The following is a 3,053-nucleotide window of genomic DNA, read 5'->3' as shown; positions in this document are numbered from 1 at the left end:
TCAACGACCTGTTAAAACGCATCGCTACCGGACTACTCCAGCAACAATAAACCCTCTGGCAGGATGGCCTGACCGAGCGTTTCGATATGGCAGGCTGCCTGAATGCCATAGACCCGCACATCGTCTTCATCCTCTATGTACGCTTCGAGATGCCTGAGCAGCCGGGCCACACCTTCGTCATCAGCGATCAGCAAAAACACCGAATACTGCACAGGCTGAGCGCATTTGCACATAAACCGATGCACCCGCTGCAGGCGTTTTGGCTCACGAATGTCATAACAGAGAATCCACACATTCATGTCGTTTCATCCTCTCTGGAACTGCCTCCAGTTGCCAGATCAGTTGCTGTAACTGCCGGGAGCGTTCACGGGTCAGCCATGCTTCATGTCGCTGAAAACATTGCCACGCGGCGCGCGGGCCATGCTTGTCGGGAAAAGCCGCCAGCCATTCGCCACTGAGCACCGTGATGGCCGCCTGTTGCCATTCCTGCAGCAGTACCTGAACCGGCCGCGCCTGCTCGCAGTGAAGGATGCCAAACTTCTGCAGCACCTCACGCAGGTGCGCTTCAAAAAAGCCTTCCAGCCAGCTGCAGAATTGCTGCAAATCAAACTTGCCGAGGACCGAGCCGATCCGGTTAATCAGCTGTTTCTGGCGAAATACCGGGCGTGCTTCTCCCAATAAGTCGGCATACCAGTGTGCGGCCTGATGAGCATCCCAGTCGGCGTAAATCGCCTGCAACTGCTGATCCCAGCCCAAACGCTCAAGCAGGGCTGCCAGCGTCGTTTCCTGAGTGGCAGAGGGCATCAGCATTGCCCGCAATTTTCCACGCCCGCTGTAAAACGCCACTGGAATGGCAGTGTCTGAACAGGCCAGTAACGGCGCACAGCTGGCGGTAAGCTCTCCCACGACGAACACCCGGGCCAGGCGGCGCAGAGGTAACCAGCGCCAGGGCTCACCCTTCAACTTCAGGCGAATTGCCGGGCCGTCCACACGCCAGGTATCCACTTTTCGGGCATCCAGCATCAGGCTGATACTTCTGTCTGTCATGCACGCGCCTCCTCATCAGGGAGATCACTCAGGGCACGGCGCAATGCATTACGCATACTGCGCACCCAACGGGATTTGCACCTGGCAAAGGCCTGATAACACAACGCCCGACCCGCTTTGGTCATCAAGCAACCATCCGCCTGCTGGGTAAAGTGCTCAGGTCGCAGTACCTGTGTTGCAAACAGTTCAATAGCCATGGCCTCAACCTGATCACGATAGAGCTCTATCAGGTCACAGGCCAGGGAGGAGCGGCTGTACTCCAGCTGATGATAGAAGCCGATCATCGGATCCAGCCCGTAAGCCACCAGTTGTTGTTCTGCCAGCTGATGCAACAGGGAATACCCCAGTGAAAGCACCACATTCACCGGATCCTTCGGTGGGCGCCGATTACGGCCAGTAAAGTTAAGCGCAGGAGCAAATGCCGCCTGCAAACCTTCGAAATAACGCGCCGCCGCACTGCCCTCGATACCACGCAAACGTGCCACCGACGGCGTGACCTCTTCTGCCCGCAATGCCTGAACCTGTGCCCGAATCGCCTGACTGGCAGCAAGCAAGATGCGACGCGCCTGCGGCCGCTGCCAGGCCTGCACCTGTAACAGACGTGCCTGACGAAGCATCCTGCTTATAACGAGCCAGCTGCTTAATCGTTGCTGAACATCAGGGGACTGGCTCATACGGTACTGCCACACCCGCCGGGCGACATTGCCGTGGCGTAATAACTCGCAACCGGCATAGGTCGGTTCACCACGGCCACTCATAACCGCCAGACTGACCTTCGCCGCACTCAGGCGGAACAGCACATCGCTGGTGAGCTGTACGCTGCGACTGATCACCACCCAGCCCAGCCGCGCCAGAGGAATCGACTGGGCCAGCCGTCGCTCAGGGTGATGAATCAACAAACGCTGGCCTTCCACATCCAGCCGAATATCTCGCCGGTCAATAAATAAGGTTTCCATGCTCAGCCTATAATCATCCATTCATCATTAAGCGGCAGGATGCCCTGCCCCAGCACTTCAATCCGGTGAGGCGCGGGTAAGCGCACCAGTAGAAAGGCATCAATGTTTTCATTGATGACCTCACGAATACGCGACAGGAGCAGGCGCTTTTCCGCAGGTGTCAGATAACACTCAAACACCGACTTTTGCCCACCGCTGGCAAAGTCCTTCAGCACATACAAGGCTTGCCGCAGGCGCGATGGATCGCGGACGTCATAGGCAGCGATATAGAGTTGTGATGCAGACATGCTTTGCCCTCACTGTTCGGCCGGACGAGTCACCATAAAACGCTCAACAACGGCATCACGGAAAATCTGCGCATCTGCCAGCTCCTGACCGCGCTGTTCCTGCGCTACCGGCACCGACACCGCCCAATATTCCGCGCCCAGCTCACACACCGCGAATGCCAGGTGCAGCGGAAGATTGCCGTACACACGGTCACCACGCTGAATACGTTCGACGCTCTCAAGATGAGGCACGATCACGTCTGCCTCACCCTGCGTAGCACAAAGCCAGCTCAGGGTGGTGGAATGACGGGAAACAAACCAGCGGGCCATTAGCACTTCCTTGACTGTGAATGCGCCCAGTGTAAGGAAAGCGAACCACCGGGGGTGATCGACAATATTGTCGATGAGGTAAAGCGCCACAGAAGGAAAAGCAGCCTGATGACCTTCGAAGTTTTCAGGAGGCAGACAAAGTTGCATGGGGGTCAAAACCAGGGGTAGGATGTGCCTTCGGACTGATCAGACGCCCCACAAAACTGGTTAAATTTTGAACAACTTTTTAATTTTCAAAAATCCCGTTAACAGCCCTTGTATATCATTGAAATACAACGGCTTTTTATATGCGGTCAGTCCGAACCGAGCCCTGCTTTGAAAGGGATTAAGACTACCACTGCCCCAGACAGTGCGCTTTCACCGTTTGTCCGAACCGAGCCCTGCTTTGAAAGGGATTAAGACGTGACCCGGTAGTGAACATAACTTTGAACATGTGTCCGAACCGAGCCCTGCT

Annotated in this window: 5 protein-coding genes; all 5 read right to left on the bottom strand. The window is 56.0% G+C overall.

Going from position 1 to position 3,053, the window contains the following annotated elements; genetic code table 11:
• Window positions 1-32: 32 nt before the first annotated feature.
• From cas2 to csx16, 5 genes are read right to left on the bottom strand one after another with little or no spacing between them, the layout of a single operon-like run.
• Window positions 33-299 carry a CRISPR-associated endonuclease Cas2 gene (gene cas2 / locus WH50_RS25225; protein ID WP_110190181.1) on the bottom strand — a complete coding sequence of 89 codons (267 nt, stop codon included), beginning with the start codon at window positions 297-299 and terminating at the stop codon, window positions 33-35.
• A complete protein-coding gene (locus WH50_RS25220; protein ID WP_110190179.1) occupies window positions 274-1,047 on the bottom strand; it encodes a CRISPR-associated endonuclease Cas1 in 774 nt (257 codons plus the stop codon). The genes cas2 and WH50_RS25220 overlap by 26 nt, the downstream gene beginning before the upstream one ends.
• Window positions 1,044-2,003, bottom strand: a complete 960-nt coding sequence (gene cas1 / locus WH50_RS25215; protein WP_165838564.1) for a CRISPR-associated endonuclease Cas1 — start codon at window positions 2,001-2,003, stop codon at window positions 1,044-1,046. The genes WH50_RS25220 and cas1 overlap by 4 nt, the downstream gene beginning before the upstream one ends.
• A 2-nt stretch (window positions 2,004-2,005) precedes the next feature.
• Window positions 2,006-2,290 (bottom strand): CRISPR-associated endonuclease Cas2, encoded by a 285-nt coding sequence (locus WH50_RS25210; RefSeq protein ID WP_110190183.1) that lies wholly within the window; start codon window positions 2,288-2,290, stop codon window positions 2,006-2,008.
• Between the two features lie 9 nt (window positions 2,291-2,299).
• Complete coding sequence (gene csx16 / locus WH50_RS25205; protein ID WP_165838563.1) at window positions 2,300-2,599, bottom strand: CRISPR-associated protein Csx16; 300 nt, start codon at window positions 2,597-2,599, stop codon at window positions 2,300-2,302.
• Window positions 2,600-3,053 lie beyond the last annotated feature (454 nt).

It is taken from the genome of Pokkaliibacter plantistimulans, from assembly GCF_003194385.1.
GTDB classification, from domain to species: Bacteria; Pseudomonadota; Gammaproteobacteria; order Pseudomonadales; family Balneatricaceae; genus Pokkaliibacter; species Pokkaliibacter plantistimulans.
This window is presented reverse-complemented; position numbering and strand designations above follow the sequence as displayed.